The 15,355-nt window shown below is 70.1% G+C and carries 12 protein-coding genes and 1 tRNA gene; 5 read left to right on the top strand and 8 right to left on the bottom strand.

All coding sequences use genetic code 11. The annotated features are described in order from the left end of the window. Nucleotides 1-106 precede the first annotated feature (106 nt). The 3 genes from N8K70_RS06625 to N8K70_RS06615 form a co-directional block, all read right to left on the bottom strand. Entirely contained in the window at nt 107-1,141 is a 1,035-nt protein-coding gene (locus tag N8K70_RS06625; protein WP_317140808.1) for a ribose-phosphate diphosphokinase, read from the bottom strand. Further along, nucleotides 1,116-2,576, bottom strand: a complete 1,461-nt coding sequence (gene glmU / locus N8K70_RS06620) for a bifunctional UDP-N-acetylglucosamine diphosphorylase/glucosamine-1-phosphate N-acetyltransferase GlmU (RefSeq protein ID WP_317140807.1) — start codon at nt 2,574-2,576, stop codon at nt 1,116-1,118. Before glmU ends, N8K70_RS06625 begins: the two co-directional genes overlap by 26 nt. 31 nt (nt 2,577-2,607) lie before the next feature. Further along, a tRNA-Gln gene (locus tag N8K70_RS06615) sits at nt 2,608-2,679 on the bottom strand. Nucleotides 2,680-2,755: 76 nt separating this feature from the next. Between N8K70_RS06615 and N8K70_RS06610 the strand changes: the two genes are divergently transcribed. Further along, the gene (locus tag N8K70_RS06610) at nt 2,756-3,259 is read left to right on the top strand and encodes a MarR family winged helix-turn-helix transcriptional regulator (protein WP_317140806.1); all 504 of its coding nucleotides are present in this window, start codon (nt 2,756-2,758) and stop codon (nt 3,257-3,259) included. A 63-nt stretch (nt 3,260-3,322) separates the two neighbouring features. On the opposite strand, the gene N8K70_RS06605 is transcribed toward N8K70_RS06610, so the two are convergent. After that, nucleotides 3,323-3,889: a TetR/AcrR family transcriptional regulator gene (locus N8K70_RS06605; RefSeq protein ID WP_317140805.1), complete on the bottom strand. Its 567-nt coding sequence runs from the start codon at nt 3,887-3,889 to the stop codon at nt 3,323-3,325. Nucleotides 3,890-3,980: 91 nt separating this feature from the next. On the opposite strand from N8K70_RS06605, the gene N8K70_RS06600 reads away from it, so the two are divergent. Further along, a complete protein-coding gene (locus N8K70_RS06600) occupies nt 3,981-4,823 on the top strand; it encodes an alpha/beta fold hydrolase (RefSeq protein WP_317140804.1) in 843 nt (280 codons plus the stop codon). Between the two features lie 161 nt (nt 4,824-4,984). Here the strand turns inward: N8K70_RS06600 and N8K70_RS06595 are convergent, their stop codons facing one another. Next, nucleotides 4,985-7,675 (bottom strand): cation-translocating P-type ATPase, encoded by a 2,691-nt coding sequence (locus N8K70_RS06595; RefSeq protein ID WP_317140803.1) that lies wholly within the window; start codon nt 7,673-7,675, stop codon nt 4,985-4,987. Nucleotides 7,676-7,825: 150 nt separating this feature from the next. Between N8K70_RS06595 and N8K70_RS06590 the strand changes: the two genes are divergently transcribed. Continuing rightward, on the top strand, nt 7,826-8,431 hold the full coding sequence (locus N8K70_RS06590) for a CueP family metal-binding protein (RefSeq protein ID WP_317140802.1): 606 nt from the start codon (nt 7,826-7,828) through the stop codon (nt 8,429-8,431). A gap of 469 nt (nt 8,432-8,900) precedes the next feature. Here the strand turns inward: N8K70_RS06590 and N8K70_RS06585 are convergent, their stop codons facing one another. Beyond that, entirely contained in the window at nt 8,901-10,694 is a 1,794-nt protein-coding gene (locus N8K70_RS06585; RefSeq protein ID WP_317140801.1) for an ABC-F family ATP-binding cassette domain-containing protein, read from the bottom strand. A 240-nt stretch (nt 10,695-10,934) separates the two neighbouring features. Between N8K70_RS06585 and N8K70_RS06580 the strand changes: the two genes are divergently transcribed. Together N8K70_RS06580 and N8K70_RS06575 are read left to right on the top strand one after the other, a co-directional pair. Then, the gene (locus N8K70_RS06580) at nt 10,935-12,173 is read left to right on the top strand and encodes an ammonium transporter (protein WP_317140800.1); all 1,239 of its coding nucleotides are present in this window, start codon (nt 10,935-10,937) and stop codon (nt 12,171-12,173) included. An 11-nt stretch (nt 12,174-12,184) separates the two neighbouring features. After that, nucleotides 12,185-12,523, top strand: a complete 339-nt coding sequence (locus N8K70_RS06575) for a P-II family nitrogen regulator (RefSeq protein ID WP_317140799.1) — start codon at nt 12,185-12,187, stop codon at nt 12,521-12,523. Between the two features lie 88 nt (nt 12,524-12,611). Here the strand turns inward: N8K70_RS06575 and mmsB are convergent, their stop codons facing one another. Both mmsB and mmsA read right to left on the bottom strand, forming a co-directional pair. Next, nucleotides 12,612-13,829, bottom strand: coding sequence for a multiple monosaccharide ABC transporter permease (gene mmsB, locus N8K70_RS06570; protein ID WP_317140798.1), 1,218 nt, complete (start codon nt 13,827-13,829; stop codon nt 12,612-12,614). Further along, nucleotides 13,816-15,342, bottom strand: a complete 1,527-nt coding sequence (gene mmsA / locus N8K70_RS06565) for a multiple monosaccharide ABC transporter ATP-binding protein (RefSeq protein WP_317141186.1) — start codon at nt 15,340-15,342, stop codon at nt 13,816-13,818. The genes mmsB and mmsA overlap by 14 nt, the downstream gene beginning before the upstream one ends. Nucleotides 15,343-15,355 lie beyond the last annotated feature (13 nt).

The raw sequence follows: 15,355 nt of genomic DNA, 5'->3' as shown, positions 1-15,355 counted from the left end.
TGCCGCGTCGTCCGCGGCGATACGACGAACCTAAGGTCCATGCGTTCGAAAGGGTTCGGATTACGCTATGAGTCCGCTGTGACGGAGGGGGGCCTCTCCCCTCCGCTCACGCCGCGCCGTCGAACATGCTCGTCACGGAGCCGTCGTCGAAGACCTCGCGGATGGCTCGCGCGAGCAGCGGCGCTGTGGAGAGGACCGTGAGCTTCTCGAACCGGCGTTCGGCGGGGATCGGCACGGTGTCGGTCACGACGACGCGGTCGATCGAGTCGTCCTGCAGGCGCTCCACCGCGGGGTCGCTGAGGATCGCGTGCGTGGCGCCGACGATGACCTTCTCGGCCCCGTTGTCCTTGAGCGCCTGGGCCGCCTTCACGATCGTGCCGGCGGTGTCGATCATGTCGTCGACGAGCAGGCAGGTGCGCCCCGCGACCTGACCGACGATCTCGTGCACCGACACCTGGTTGGCGACCTTCGGGTCGCGACGCTTGTGGATGATCGCGAGCGGCGCGTTGAGGCTGTCCGACCAGGTGTCGGCGACGCGGACCCGGCCCATGTCGGGCGAGACGACGGTGAGCGTCTCGCGCTCCTCCGGCGACAGGGTCTCCTGGAAGTGGCCGAGCAGGACCGGCTTCGCGAACAGGTGGTCGACGGGCCCGTTGAAGAAGCCCTGGATCTGCGACGCGTGCAGGTCGACGCTCATGATGCGGTCGGCGCCGGCCGTCGCGATCAGGTCGGTGACGAGGCGGGCCGAGATCGGCTCGCGTCCGCGCCCCTTCTTGTCCTGACGAGAGTAGGGATAGTACGGGAGCACGACCGTCACGCGCTTGGCGGATGCGCGCTTGAGCGCATCCAGCATGATCAGCAGCTCCATGAGGTTCTCGTTGACGTCCTGGCCGAACGACTGGATGAGGAACACGTCCGTTCCCCGCATGGAGACCTCGAAGCGCGTGTAGATCTCGCCCGAGGCGAAGGTCCTGTGCTCCGTCGGGGCCAGCCGGATGCTCAGCTGCTCGGCGACGGCTCCGGCGAGCTCCGGGTGCGAACGACCGGCCGCCACCACCAGGCGCTTCTTCGTCTTCGTGACGACTCCCGGGGCGATGCCCCGTTCGAGGTCGAGGTCAATGGTCTTCTTCGTGCGCGCCATCGGCTGCTTTCTCCACCGATCGGGACTTCGCCGCCGCTTCTGCCGCCGCGGTTCCCGCCCTGTTCGTCTCGACCCACCCCGGGATGTTCCGCTGGGGTGCCACGCTCAACGCGAGAGCGCCGGCCGGGACATCCTTCCGGATGACCGCGCCCGCTCCCGTCTTCGCGCCGTCGCCCAGTCTAACCGGGGCGACGAACACGTTGTGCGAGCCGGTGTGGACATCGTCGCCGATCTCCGTGCGATGCTTGGCGACGTCGTCGTAGTTCGCCGTGATGGCGCCGGCGCCGAGGTTCACGCCGCGACCGATCGTCGTGTCGCCCACGTACGAGAGATGCGGGACCTTGCTGCCTTCGCCGACGCGCGAGTTCTTGACCTCGACGAAGGTCCCGACCTTCGCATCGCGCGCCAGCTCCGCCCCGGGACGGAGGAACGCGAACGGCCCCACGGTCGCGCCCGCTCCGATGACGGCGAGCGTGGCGTCGGTGCGGCGGACGATCGCGCCCTCCCCCACCTCGCAGTCGACGAGGGACGTCTCGGGCCCGATCGTCGCTCCCTCCGCGACGCTCGTGGCGCCGAGGACGAAGGTGTTCGGCAGCACGGTCACGTCGGGGGCGAGAGACGCCGTGTCGTCGATCCACGTCGTGGAGGGGTCGAGGACGGTCGCCCCCTCGAGCTGCCACCGGCGCACGATGCGGGCGTTCAGGATCGCCGCCGCGTCCGAGAGCTGCACCCTGTCGTTGACGCCCAGGGCGATGCGCGCGTCCGGGGCGACGCTCGCCGCGACGCTCGAGCCCGCTTCGCGCAGCAGCCGGACGACGTCGGTCAGATACATCTCGCCCTGCGCGTTGTCCGTTCCGATGCGCGCCAGCTGGGCGCGGAGCGACGGGGCGCGGAAGACGTAGACGCCGGCGTTGATCTCGGACACGGCGGCCTCGTCGGGCGTGGCGTCCTTCTGCTCCACGATCCGCGCCACGGCCCCGTCCGGATCGCGGACGACGCGCCCGTAGCCGGTGGGGTCGTCGAGCGTCGCGCTCAGCAGGGTCGCCTCCGCGCCCGAGGTCCGGTGCGCCTCGATGAGCGATGCGAGGGTGCCGGCGTCGAGGAGCGGGACGTCGCCGCTCAGCACGAGCACGTCGCCCGCGAAGCCGTCGGGGAGCGACTCGACGGCGACCTGCACGGCACGACCCGTGCCCGGGACGTCGTCCTGGTCGACGGGTTCGACGCCGGGGAAGTCGGCGATCGCCTCGACGACCCGATCACGCTCGTGGCGCACCACGACGCGTGTGACGAGCGCGTCGAGCTGCTGCGCCGTGTGAAGCACATGGCCGACGAGCGGACGCCCGCCGATCCGGTGCAGCACCTTGGGGACCTTCGACTTCATCCGCGTGCCCTGGCCCGCGGCCAGGATCACGATCGCCAAGTCGCTCTGTGTCACAGGGTTCTCCGTCACGTCGCTCTCCGTCACGCTCCGCCACCAGGATTCGAACCTGGTCCTCACAGCTCCAAAGGCTGTCGTGCTGCCGTTACACCATGGCGGACCACGGCCCGCGGCCGTCCGTCAAGTCTGCCACGAGGCGATGACGCGACGTGAAGCGCATACGGGATACTGGACCGATGACCGCGGATACCGACGAAGTCGACCGGATCGTCGGCGCCTGGACGACGCAGCGTCCCGATCTCGAGTTCTCGCCGATGGAGGTGCTCTCGCGCGTCGACCGCCTCTCGCGGCGTCTCGATCGCGCACGGCGCGAGGCGTTCAGCCGCACCGACATCGAGCCGTGGGAGTGGGACGTGCTCTCGGCGCTGCGCCGAGCGGGCGCGCCGTATCAGCTCAGCCCCAAGCAGCTGCTGCTGCAGACCCTCGTGTCCAGCGGCACGATGACCAACCGCATCGACCGTCTCGTCTCTCGCGGGTTCGTGCGCCGGGAGTCGGATCCGGGCGACGGGCGCAGCGTCCTCGTGACCCTCACGGAGGACGGCCGGGTGCGCGTCGACGCCGCCATCACGCGGCTCATGGACGCCGAGGTGAAGCTGCTGGGACGCCTCTCCCCGGCCGAGCGGTCGCGCCTGGCCACCCTGCTGCGCCGTCTCAGCCTGAGCTTCGACGACGCGAGCTGAGCCGACGACGACGGGCAGCACCCGGTCGGCGCGGACGACCGCACGACGAGTCGGCGCTCGTCCTCAGGCGTTCGTCAGGGCGTGCTCGATGAGCACCTCGGCGGCCGCCCTCGCCTGCCGCGCGACGGCCGGATCCGCGCTGATGGCGGCTGTGCTCTGCGCTCCTTCGGCGAGGATGGAGAGCTGGGCGGCGAGCGCGGCGTCGGCTCCGATCTCCCCGACGAGCATCGCCATGTACTGCTGGAAGGACGCCTTGTGCGCGCGCACGATCCGCGCGACCTCCGGGTGCGTGCCGCCGAGCTCGCCGAAGGCGTTGATGAACGCGCAGCCGCGGAAGCCGTCGTCGCAGAACCACTCCTCGAGGTAGGAGTACACGGCCAGCAGACGTTCGCGCGCCCCGGACCCCACGGCCTCCACGCGCCCGGTCAACGTCCGCTCCCACTCGTCGTGCTTGCGCGCGAGCACCGCCGCGACGATGTCGTCCTTCGAGGGGAACACGCCGTAGAGCCGGCGAAGCGACACGCCCGCGAGCGAGCGGAGCTCGTCCATCCCCACGGCCGCGAACCCCTTGCGATAGTAGAGCTCCTCGGCGGCCGCGAGGATCCGCTCCCGCGCGTCTTCTTCCGTCATGCCCCCATCGTACTTGACGAAAGAACGATCGTTCTCTAGTGTGGCGAACAAGCGAGAACGATCGTTCTCGCACTGCGGAAGGGAACACATCATGGGCTACATCGCCGTCGGCACCACGAACAGCACCCGGGACGAGCTGTACTACGAGGACCAGGGCACGGGACAGCCGGTCGTGCTCATCCACGGCTATCCGCTGAACGGACACAGCTGGGAGCGCCAGACGCGGGAGCTGCTCTCCGCCGGGTACCGCGTCATCACCTACGACCGCCGCGGATTCGGGCAGTCCTCCAAGGTGGGGTCGGGCTACGACTACGACACGTTCGCCGCCGACCTGAACACCGTGCTGGAGACACTCGACCTGCGCGACGTCGTCCTCGTGGGCTTCTCGATGGGCACGGGCGAGCTCGCCCGGTACGTCTCCCGATACGGCCACGAGCGCATCGCGAAGCTCGCCTTCCTCGCCTCGCTGGAGCCCTTCCTCGTCGCCCGCGACGACAACCCGGACGGCGTGCCGCAGGAGGTCTTCGACGGGATCGCGGCCCAGGCGAAGGGCGACCGCTACGCCTGGTACGCGCAGTTCTTCTCCGACTTCTACAACCTCGACGAGAACCTCGGCAGCCGCATCAGCCAGGAGGCGGTCACCGGCAGCTGGAACGTGGCGATCTCGAGCGCCCCCGTCGCCGCCTACGCCGTCGTCCCGTCGTGGATCGAGGACTTCCGCGACGATGTGGAGGCGGTGCGCGCGAGCGGCACGCCGGCGTTGATCCTGCACGGCACCGCCGACAACATCCTTCCGATCGACGCCACGGCACGACGGTTCCGCGTCGCGCTGCCCGAGGCCGAGTACGTCGAGATCGAGGGCGCCCCGCACGGACTGATCTGGACCCACGCCGACGAGGTCAACGCCGCTCTGACCGCTTTCCTCGGCAGGTGAGCGGCACGAGACCCGCTGGCCTCGTGCGAGACTGACGCCGGTGCGCGCGGCGGGTCGTCCCGCCGCGCGCTCGGCGCCGGACGCCGTCCGCGCGCATCGCCCGGACCCCCGACATCCGAGCGCCCGGACGGCACGCAGGAGGTCGCGTCCCGACGAGGCCGTCAGAAGGGCAAGCGGCCTCGGAGCGCCTTGAGCCCCTCGACAACGATGAACACGACGAGGGCCAGTGCCACGGGGACCAGCCACCACGCGAACGAGATCGGGGTCGAGCCGAAGAGGCCGTTGAAGGCCGGCACATACGTGTAGATCAGCTGCAGGACGATGAGCGCCGCGGCGGCCCACCACACCGCCCGGTTGCCGCGAAGCGCATCGAGGGTGAGGCTCGAACGGCTGAGCAGCCGGCAGTTGAAGAGGAAGGCGAGCTGCCCGAGCGCGAGCGTCGTCACGGCGATCGTACGCGCCTGATCCATCCCCGTGCTCGCCCCGAGCGCGATGAAGAAGGCGGCCAGCGTGGCGCCCCCGATGAGGAGCGACACCATCAGCACGAATCCGAGCTCGCGTCCCGAGATGATCGATCCGCCCGGCGCCCGCGGCGGACGCTGCATGATCCCGCGCTCGGCGGGCTCATAGGCGAGGGCGAGCGAGAGCGTCACGGCGGTGACCATGTTGACCCACAGCACCTGCACGGGAGTCAGCGGGAGAGAGAAGCCGAAGACCACCGCGAACAGGATCACGAGGGACTGCGCGCCGTTGGTGGGCAGCAGGAAGACGACGGACTTCCGGAGGTTGTCGTAGATGCGACGGCCCTCGCGGATCGCGCCGCGGATCGTCGCGAAGTTGTCGTCGGCGAGGACGATCTCCGCGGCCTCCTTCGTCGCCTCCGTGCCCTTCACCCCCATCGCGATGCCCACGTCCGCGCGCGTGAGCGCGGGGGCGTCGTTGACGCCGTCGCCCGTCATCGCCACGACCTCGTCGTGCGCCTGCAGGGCGCGGACGATGCGGATCTTGTGCTCGGGACTCGTGCGCGCGTAGACGTCGACGTCGCGCACGACGTCCTTCAGCTGCTCCTGGCTGAGCGCCTCCAGCTCGGCCCCGGTGAGGACGCGCGTCCGGGAGTCGTCCACGATGCCCATCTCGCGCGCGATCGCGAAGGCCGTGCCCGCGTGATCGCCCGTGATCATCTTCACGCGCACGCCCGCCGTGTGGCAGTCGGCGATGGCCTCGATCGCCTCCGGACGCGGCGGGTCGACGATGCCCCAGACGCCGAGGAACTCGAGATCGACGAGATCGTCGAGATCGACGCCGTCGCCGTCGCCCGCCTCCCGCCGTGCCGCGGCGAGGACGCGCAGCCCCTGTCCGCTCAGCTCGTCGATCGCGGCGTCCCACCGCGCACGGTCGAGCGGGGCACGCCCCTGATCGGAACGCTGCGAGGTGGAACGGTCGAGCAGCCGATCGGGCGCCCCCTTGACGAGCAGCGCGCGCGAGCCGTCGGGCGCCCGGTGCACCGTCGCCATGAGCTTGTGCTCCGAGTCGAAGGGGAGCACGCCCACGCGCGTGCTCCGCGAGCCGTCCGAGCCGCCCTTCGAGGCCACCACCTTGAGCGCGCCCTCCGTGGGCTCTCCGACGAGGCTCCAGCGCTCGCCGTCCTGCACGATGTGCGCGTCGTTGCAGAGGTCCCCGACCGACAGGATCGCCGCGAGGTCGGGGCCGGCGACGGCGCCTCCGACGGGGACGATGTCGCCGGCCGGGTCATAGCCCAGCCCCGTCACGTCGTACTCGGCGGCCGGCGTCACGATCCGGCGCACCGTCATCTCGTTCTTCGTCAGCGTCCCGGTCTTGTCGGAGCAGACGGTGGTGACCGATCCGAGGGTCTCCACCGCGGTGAGCTTGCGCGTGATCGCCTGACGGCGCGCCATCTGCTGGACGCCGATGGCGAGCGTGATCGTCACGAGGGCGGGAAGGCCCTCCGGCACCGCCGCCACGGCGAACCCGATGGCCGCCGAGACGAGCTCTCCGAACGGCATCCCGTGCAGATACCGCCCGATCGCGAGCATGACGGCGGCCATCCCCAGGATGACGAGCGTGAGCACCTTCGCGAAGCCGTCGAGCTGCTTCGTGAGCGGCGTGTCGAGCGCCTCCGCGTCGCCCACGAGCGCCTGGATGCGACCGATCTCGGTGGCGGCCCCCGTGCCCGTCACGATCCCGCGCCCCTGCCCGCCCGACACGATCGTGCCCGAGAACGCCATGGACGAGCGGTCGCCGACGCCCGCGTCGGCGGGGACGGGATCCACGCTCTTCGACGCCGGGACCGACTCCCCCGTCAACGCGGACTCGTCGACCCGCAGCCGGTCCGCCTGGACCAGGCGCATGTCCGCGGGGACCTTGTCGCCCGGCGCGAGACGGACCACGTCGCCGGGCACGAGCTCCTCGGCGGGCACCGTCGCCCAGGCGCCGTCCCGCCGAGCGCTGGCCTCGGCGGAGAGCATGCCCCGGATGCCGGCGAGAGCCTTCTCCGCACGCCCCTCCTGGATGAAGCCGATCACGGCGTTGACGAGCGCGACCGCGGCGATCACCCAGAACTCGAGCCAGTCGCCCATGACGGCCTTGATCACGGCCGAGCCCAGGAGGATGTAGATGAGCGTGTCGTTGAAGTGGGAGAGGAACCGCAGCACCGGATGCGTGCGCCTCGGCTCCGGAAGCCTGTTCGGCCCCGCGGACGACAGGCGATCCGCGGCGTCCTCCGAGGAGAGGCCGCCGGCGGAGACGTCCAGCGCCTCCTCGACCTCCGATGCCGTGCGCGCGTGCGGCAGGGCGACGGACAGAGTGGCGTTCGCGGACGTCGGCGAGGTCATGGGCTCGGGCTCCTCCTCTTCCCCCGGTGCTTCCAACCTACCCGCGAATATCGGAGGACGCCCCAGCGGCGTCGGCGGCGCGAGCCCCGTACGCGGGGTGGGACCTTGTACCCTGGCCGGCCTCGCCGACGCATGCCTACCGTGAAGCCCATGACCTCGACACGACGCGCTGCTCTGCTCTCGGCAGCGGCCATCGCGCTGACTCTGACCATCTCCTCCTGCACGGCGTCGGACCCCGCGCCGAGCCCGGCCGCCTCCTCGCCGGAGGGCTCGTCGGCCGTGGACGACGAGAGCCTGGAGGAGCTGGCGGGCCTCGGGGCGGAGGAGATCATCGCGGCGCTCGAGGCCGTGCCCGTGTCGGAGCGTCGCGACGATCTGCGGGCGTCGGTCGAGTCGAACCAGGTCCTGCTGTCGTCGGACGGCGAGGAGATCAGCGTCCCCGTTCCCGAGGGACAGCACCATCTCTCCGTCGCGCCGTACGTGTCGAGCACCCACGACTGCTACTACCACTCCCTCACGACCTGCACCGGCGAGCTCGGCGGCGAGGAGGTCACGGTCCGGATCGTCGACGACGAGTCCGGCGAGGTCTACGTCGACGAGTCGACCGCCCTGCACGACAGCGGATACATCGGGTTCTGGCTCCCGCAGGACCGCACCGTCACGGTCACCGTCACCTCGGACGCGGGCGAGGGGACGGTGACCACGTCCACGGGCGAGGACGATCTCACCTGCCTGACGAGCCTGCAGCTGACCTAGGTGTGCTGCCCAGGGACGTTGGTTGAGGTGTGACGCGCCGAGGGTCTGCGAGTGCGCCGCAGAACGTCCACAGGACACGGCACCGTCGGCGCACCGTGGAGAACGGCATGGTGGCGGTGTCGTCCCAGCTCCTCGCGGCCAGGTGTTCGCGCGACGCCAGAGACGGCTCCGCCGGAACCACGGAGCGATCGACGCTCGTCTCGGCGGCACGGAGAAAACCGGCCAGATCGGCGGATGACCTCTCCAGCTGCTGTGCCGAGTCGCCGAGCGCGCGCTCGTCGTGAGGTTCGCGCGATCGCGGTCTCGGTCGCAGGCGTCGCCGCCTCGGCGCGCCGTTCGTCACCGCGCATGACGGCTGTCGGGCGGAAGGCGTCCGACATCGGCCCGGGGATCATGGCCTCGACCCCGCGAGAGCGGAGATGCGTGCGGATCGCGCGGGACGCGTACGCCCTGCCGGCGCCGGACGAGCTCAGCCGATCTCCTCGGAGAGCTCCAGCCAGCGCTCCTCGAGATCCGAGGTCTGCTGCTCCAGCGCCCGGATCTCCGCGGAGAGGGCTCCCAGCCCCTCGTAGTCGCTCTGGTCGTGGACCGCCATGCGAGCGTGCACCTTCGCGATGTCGGAGCCCAGCCTCTCGAGCTTCCGCTCGGCGGCCGCGAGCTCCTTCTGGGCGGCACGAAGATCGGCTCCGGAGAGTCCCGACGACCCCGTCGGGACGGACGCCGGAGCGCTCTTCGCGCGCTGCGCGTCCTGCGCGGCCCGCAGCCGCAGGTACTCGTCGACCCCGCCCGGCAGGTGCCGCAGGCGCCCGTCGAGGATCGCGTACTGCTGGTCCGTCACCCGCTCCAGGAAGTACCGGTCGTGCGAGACGACGAGGAGCGTCCCCGACCACGAGTCGAGCAGATCCTCGATGGCGGCGAGCATGTCCGTGTCGAGGTCGTTGGTCGGCTCGTCGAGGATGAGCACGTTCGGCTGATCGAGGAGGATGAGCAGGAGCTGCAGGCGTCGCTTCTGCCCGCCCGAGAGGTCCTTCACCGGGGTCGACAGCTGAGCGGAGGAGAACCCCATCCTCTCCAGGAGCTGGCCGGGGGTGAGCTCCTGCGCCTTGGAGCCGGAGCCGATCGTGTAGCTCGTCCGCAGGCCGGAGACGACCACGCGCACGGGGTCGTCGAGATGCTCGTCGAGCTCGTCCATCCGCTGCGTGAGCGTGGCGGTCTTGACCGTCTTGCCTCGCTTGACGCGGCCGCTCGTCGGCTCGGTCGTGCCGGAGATCAGTCCGAGGAGCGTCGACTTGCCCGCTCCGTTCACGCCGAGGATCCCCGTGCGCTCGCCGGGCGCGATGCGCCACTCGACCTTCTTCAGGACCTCCCTGTCGCCGAACGAGACGGAGACGTCGAGCAGGTCGACGACGTCCTTGCCGAGGCGGCTCACGGCGAGGGACTGCAGGGCGACCGCATCGCGGATCTCGGGGACGTCCGCGATGAGGTCGTTGGCCGCATCGATGCGGAACTTCGGCTTCGACGTCCGGGCCGGGGCGCCGCGGCGCAGCCAGGCGAGCTCCTTCCGCGCGATGTTCTGCCGCCTCTGCTCGATGGCGGCCACCTGACGATCCCGCTCGACGCGCTGCAGGACATAGGCCGCGTAGCCGCCTTCGAAGGACTCGACGATGCGGTCGTGCACCTCCCACGTGACCGTGCACACCTCGTCGAGGAACCACCGATCGTGCGTGACGACGAGGAGACCGCCGGCGCTCGCGGGCCAACGGCGCTTGAGATGGGCCGCCAGCCACGAGATGGCCTCGACGTCGAGATGGTTCGTCGGCTCGTCGAGCGCGAGGACGTCCCAGTCCCCCGCGAGCAGGCGCGCGAGGGCCACGCGTCGTCGCTGTCCGCCCGACAGGCTGTCGAGCCGGGCGTCCCAGGGCAGGTCGCCCAGCAGCCCGGAGATGACGTCGCGCACCCGTGCGTCGCCCGCCCATTCGTGCTCGGCCGCATCGCCCACCACCGCGTGGCCGATCGTGTCGTCGTCGTCGAGCGTGTCGGCCTGGTCGAGGACCCCGATCGTCACGCCTCCGCGCACCGTCACCCGACCGGAGCCGGGCTCGCGCAGACCGGCGAGCATCCCGAGCAGGCTCGACTTCCCGTCGCCGTTGCGGCCGACGATACCGATCCGGTCGCCCTCGTTCACGCCGATCGTGACGGAGTCGAAGACGATGCGGGCGGGGTACTCGAGATGCAGGGCCTCGGCCCCGAGAAGATGCGCCATGTCCTCTCCAGCGTAGGCGAAGGCGCGACAAAGCGGAGCGCGGGCCGGGACGGCCACGGCTGTACGTCGCGGGCCGGTCGGGCCGGCTCGCGACGGCGTTACACGCATTTCACGACGACGAAACGAGCGATCGTCACCCGGCCGTGACGATGGTTGCGCAGAAGGAACCGACCGTCCCTCCGGGCACGACAGACGCGTGCCCGACGCCCGTCCCCCTCACCTCACCTCACCGGAGACCTGATGCCCCCAGCCGATCTCGCGTGGATGCTCGCCGCCTTCGCGCTCGTCCTCCTGATGTTCCCCGGCCTCGCCCTCTTCTACGGCGGCATGCTCGACGGCCGCAACGCGCTCAACATGTTCATGATGGTCATGGGCTCCCTCGCCGTCACCTCCGTCGTCTACGTCCTGTTCGTGCACGGCCTCGTCGTGGGCGACTCCGTCGGCGGGCTCGGGCTGATCGGCGACCCGCTCCCCTTCCTCGACGGGAGCGTCTACACCGCCGACGACGGATCCGACTCCGCGTACTGGGCGGCGTTCTACACGCTGTTCGCCGCCATCAGCATCGGGATCGTCGCCTCGGGAGCCGCGGGACGCATGAGGTTCGGCGCCTGGCTGCTCTTCGCCGTGCTCTGGGTCGTGCTCGTCTACGCGCCCCTCGCTCACTGGGTCTTCACGTTCAGCGACGAGGAGAGCGGATACGTCGGCGGCTGGATCCGCAACGTCCTGGAGCTGCACGACTACGCCGGCGGCACCGCCGTCCACATGAACGCCGGCGCCGCCGCACTCGCGCTCGCCCTCGTCCTCGGCCCGCGACGCGCGCCCGCCGGCCGCCCGCACAACCTCAGCCTCGTGCTGCTGGGGGCCGGGTTCCTCTTCTTCGGATGGATCGGCTTCAACGGCGGCACCGCCGCCGGGGCGAACTTCCTCGCGGGCTATGTGACGTTCACCACCCTGCTCGCCGCGCTCGCCGGCAGCCTCGGCTTCATGCTCGTCGAGCGGATCCGGGACGGCCAGGCGACGACCCTCGGGTTCGCCACCGGGCTCATCGCCGGCCTCGTCGGGATCACCCCCGCAGCCGACGCCGTCACCCCGGTCGGATCGGTCGTCCTGGGCTTCGTCACCGCCATCGTGGTCGCCTGGGCGATCACCTGGAAACGTCGGCACAAGATCGACGACTCCTTCGACGCCTTCGCCGTCCACGGCATCGGCGGCATCGTCGGGGCGTACTTCGTGGTGCTCTTCGGCGCCGCCTCGGCTCCCGCCGGGATCGCCGGCGTCCTCTTCGGAGGCGACCCCCTGCTCGTCGTCCGGGAGACCGTCGCGATCGTCGTCACCTGCGTGTACTCGTTCGGCGTCACCTACGCGATCGCCTGGGTGATGGACCGGGTCCGTCCGATCCGGGTCTCCGAGCGTGTCGAGGCCGACGGCCTCGACAGGGGCCTGCACGCCGAGACCGCCTACGAGTTCGACCGCGTCTAGGAGGAAACGCCATGAAGCTCATCACCGCCGTCATCCAGCCCGGCCGGCTCGACGACGTCCGCTCCGCCCTCGTCGACGCGGGCGCGACGGGGCTCACCGTCGCCCGGGTCAAGGGCCACGGCGCCCAGCAGGGGCGCACCGAGTACTACCGCGGGGAGGCGCACGCCGTGGAGTTCCGCGACAAGCTCCGCCTCGAGCTGCTCACCGCCGACGAGGAGGCCGAGCGCATCGTCGACGTCATCGTCGCCGCCGCCCGCACGGGCGCGATCGGGGACGGCAAGGTCTGGGTGACCGACGTCTCCCACGTCGTCCGGGTGCGGACGGGCGAGCGCGGGCCGGAGGCGGTCTGACAACCGTCCGGGAGTCGCGGTGCCGGCCACCGGGCCGCGGGCCGGCTGCCCGGCGGCGAGCGCCCCGGACAGCCGGCCCTCCCCCGGCTCAGCTCGCGCGGGTGCGGCGCTTGTTCCAGACGTCGAACGCGACGGCGAGCAGCAGCACGAGGCCCTTGATGAACTGCTGGTAGTCGGTGCCGATGCCGAGCAGCGACATGCCGTTGTTCAGCACGCCCATGATGAGACCACCCGTGATGGCGCCGATCACCGTTCCGACGCCGCCCTGCACCGCCGCGCCGCCGATGAACGCCGCCGCGATGGCGTCGAGCTCGAACAGGTTGCCCGCGCCGGGTCCGGCGGAGTTGAGCCGCCCGGTGAACACGAGGCCCGCGAGCGCCGCCAGGACGCCCATGTTGACGAAGAGGAAGAAGTCGACCTTCTTCGACTTGATGCCCGAGAGGTCTGCCGCGTGACGGTTGCCGCCGATCGCATAGACGTGCCGGCCGAACACCGAGCGGTTCATGACGAGCGAGTACGCCAGGATGAGCGCCGCGAGGACGATGAGCACGATGGGCGTGCCCCGCGATCCCGGGGCGACGCCGAGCAGGTACGTGAGGTAGGCGATGAGCGCGGAGATGAAGACGAGCTTCACCCAGAACCACGACGCCGGCTCGCTCTCGAGACCGAGCCCCACGCGCTTGCCGCGCTCGCGCAGGGAGGAGGAGACGTACAGCACGAGCGCGAGGACGCCGAGCCCGACCGTGATCCACTCCGCCGGGGAGCTCGACGCGGGGAAGAGCTGCGGGAACAGATAGCCGCCGCCGAGCTGCCGGTACTCCGCCGGGAAGGGCGTGATCTGCGTGTTGCCGAGCACGATCTGGGTGAGACCGCGGAAGAGGAGCATGCCCGCGAGCGTCACGATGAACGCGGGTATCCCCACGAACGCCACCCAGAACCCCTGCCAGGCGCCGACGATCGCGCCGATGAGCAGTGACGCCACGATGCCCGCCCACCACGGCCATCCCCAGTGCACGATCAGGACACCCGACACGGCGCCGACGAACGCCGCGACCGAGCCGACCGACAGGTCGATGTGGCCGGCGATGATGATCATCACCATCCCGATCGCGAGGATGAGGATGTAGCTGTTCTGGACGATGATGTTCGAGACGTTGCCGGCCGTGAGGAGGCGGCCGCTGGTCACGATCTGGAAGAAGAGCACGATCGCGATGAGCGCGATGAAGATGCCGATCTGGCGCAGGCGTGAGGTCAGGAACGCGATCGCACCGCGGATGGGCGATGCGGGGGCGTCAGCTGAGGACATGGTCGGATTCCTTCTCCTTCGTCATGAGGTGCATGAGCGACTCGGGCGTCGCGTCGGCGATCGGCAGCTCGCCCGTGATGTGCCCTTCCGAGATCGCGTAGATCCGGTCGGAGATGCCGAGGAGCTCCGGCAGCTCGGAGGAGATCACGACGATCGCCTTGCCCTGGGCCGCGAGCTCGTTGATGAGCGTGTAGATCTCGTACTTCGCGCCGACGTCGATGCCGCGCGTCGGCTCGTCGAGGATGAGCACCTCGGGGTCCGAGAAGAGCCACTTCGAGAGGACGACCTTCTGCTGGTTCCCTCCCGAGAGCTTGCCGACCACCGACGCCACGGACGGCGCCTTGATGTTCATGCTCTTGCGGTAGCGCTCGGCGACGACGTACTCCTGCTGTGCGTCGACCCAGCCGCCCTTCGCGAGCTTGCGGAGCGACGCGAGCGAGATGTTCCGCTTGATGTCCTCGAGGAGGTTGAGCCCATAGACCTTGCGGTCCTCGGTGGCGTAGGCGATGCCGTTCGCGATCGCATCCGAGACGGTCCGCGTGTTCACCTCCTTGCCGCGCACGAAGACGCGGCCGGAGATGTTCGACCCGTACGTCCGCCCGAACACGCTCATCCCGAGCTCCGTGCGTCCCGCCCCCATGAGGCCGGCGATGCCGACGACCTCCCCGGCGCGGACGCTGAGGTTGGCCCCGTGGATGACGACCCGGCCCGGCTCGGTGGGATGGTGGACCCACCAGTCCTCGATCCGGAAGACCTCCTCGCCGATCTCGACCGTGCGGTCGGGGTAGCGGTTCTCCAGGTCGCGACCGACCATCCCCTTGATGATGCGGTTCTCCGACACCTCGTGGGCGGAGAGCTCGAGCGTCTCGATCGTGCGCCCGTCGCGGATGATCGTGACGCGGTCGGCGACGGATCTGATCTCGTTGAGCTTGTGGCTGATGATGATCGACGTGATGCCCTGCCCCTTGAGGTGGCGGATCAGGTCGAGGAGGTGTGCGGAGTCCTCGTCGTTGAGCGCGGCGGTCGGCTCGTCGAGGATGAGGAGCTTGACGCGCTTCGACAGGGCCTTCGCGATCTCGACGAGCTGCTGCTTGCCGACGCCGATCTCGCGCACGGGGGTCGCGGGGTTGTCGCCGAGGCCGACGCGCGCGAGCAGCTTCTGCGCCTCGACGTTCGTCTCGTCCCAGTCGATGAAGCCGTTCCTCTGGCGCTCGTTGCCGAGGAAGATGTTCTCCGCGATGGAGAGGTAGGGGCTCAGCGCCAGCTCCTGATGGATGATGACGACGCCGGCGCGCTCGGAGTCGCGGATGTCGCGGAACTCCGCCGTGGAGTTCTCCAGGACGATCTCGCCGTCGTAGGTGCCGTGCGGGTAGACGCCCGACAGCACCTTCATGAGGGTCGACTTGCCGGCGCCGTTCTCGCCGCAGATGGCGTGGACGGATCCGCGCTCGACCTCGAGCGTCACGTCTTGCAGTGCCTTGACGCCCGGGAACTCCTTGGTGATGTCGCGCATCTCGAGGATGGTG

Origin of the sequence: Microbacterium sp. AB (assembly GCF_032878875.1) — a bacterium.
Taxonomy (GTDB): domain Bacteria; phylum Actinomycetota; class Actinomycetes; order Actinomycetales; family Microbacteriaceae; genus Microbacterium; species Microbacterium betulae.
The sequence above is the reverse complement of the archived record's forward strand: the minus strand, read 5'-3'. Positions and strand labels throughout refer to the sequence as shown.

Bases quoted from the DNA above. Each gene is read 5' to 3' on its own strand.
- N8K70_RS06625 (WP_317140808.1), bottom strand. From the start codon at position 1,141: ATGGCGCGCACGAAGAAGACCATTGACCTCGACCTCGAACGGGGCATC.
- N8K70_RS06610 (WP_317140806.1), top strand. From the start codon at position 2,756: ATGACCGCGGATACCGACGAAGTCGACCGGATCGTCGGCGCCTGGACG.
- N8K70_RS06605 (WP_317140805.1), bottom strand. From the start codon at position 3,889: ATGACGGAAGAAGACGCGCGGGAGCGGATCCTCGCGGCCGCCGAGGAG.
- N8K70_RS06600 (WP_317140804.1), top strand. From the start codon at position 3,981: ATGGGCTACATCGCCGTCGGCACCACGAACAGCACCCGGGACGAGCTG.
- N8K70_RS06595 (WP_317140803.1), bottom strand. From the start codon at position 7,675: ATGACCTCGCCGACGTCCGCGAACGCCACTCTGTCCGTCGCCCTGCCG.
- N8K70_RS06590 (WP_317140802.1), top strand. From the start codon at position 7,826: ATGACCTCGACACGACGCGCTGCTCTGCTCTCGGCAGCGGCCATCGCG.
- N8K70_RS06585 (WP_317140801.1), bottom strand. From the start codon at position 10,694: ATGGCGCATCTTCTCGGGGCCGAGGCCCTGCATCTCGAGTACCCCGCC.
- N8K70_RS06580 (WP_317140800.1), top strand. From the start codon at position 10,935: ATGCCCCCAGCCGATCTCGCGTGGATGCTCGCCGCCTTCGCGCTCGTC.
- N8K70_RS06575 (WP_317140799.1), top strand. From the start codon at position 12,185: ATGAAGCTCATCACCGCCGTCATCCAGCCCGGCCGGCTCGACGACGTC.
- mmsB (WP_317140798.1), bottom strand. From the start codon at position 13,829: ATGTCCTCAGCTGACGCCCCCGCATCGCCCATCCGCGGTGCGATCGCG.
- mmsA (WP_317141186.1), bottom strand. From the start codon at position 15,342: ATGCGCGACATCACCAAGGAGTTCCCGGGCGTCAAGGCACTGCAAGAC.